1 protein-coding gene is annotated in these 352 nt (G+C 41.2%); it reads left to right on the top strand.

What is annotated here, in order from left to right; translation table 11 throughout:
- Window positions 1-312: FKBP-type peptidyl-prolyl cis-trans isomerase (locus KHA85_RS20680; protein ID WP_213186741.1), on the top strand; the 312-nt coding region annotated here is incomplete at its 5' end.
- Window positions 313-352 lie beyond the last annotated feature (40 nt).

Raw genomic sequence — 352 nt, 5'->3', positions numbered from 1 at the left:
ACGACTTATACGTCAGGGCTTATCTTTGATAAGTCATGGTCGAATGATACTTTTAATGCAACAACGTCACGTCCAGCACATAGCTTCATTGGTCTTACTTATAGTTCAGAGGGTAAGGCGGTAAGTCTGGTAGATGGATTTACAACAGCTTTGATGTCAATGCATCGTGGTGACCATTGGACAGTATATATTCCTTATCAGTTGGGTTATGGTGCGAGTGCTTCGGGTATGGTGCCAGCTTACTCAACGCTTATCTTCGACTTACGATTGGTTGATTTCTCTCACCCTGGTACAAAGTTGAAGGATTCATAATTTAAGGTGTATTGTCATAGCCTTTTTGAAAGGTCTGAAT

The organism is Dietzia massiliensis, assembly GCF_018390595.1.
In the GTDB taxonomy this organism is placed as follows: Bacteria; Actinomycetota; Actinomycetes; order Mycobacteriales; family Mycobacteriaceae; genus Dietzia; species Dietzia massiliensis.
Note: the sequence above shows the minus strand (reverse complement) of the source record. Positions and strands in the feature narration are given on the sequence as shown.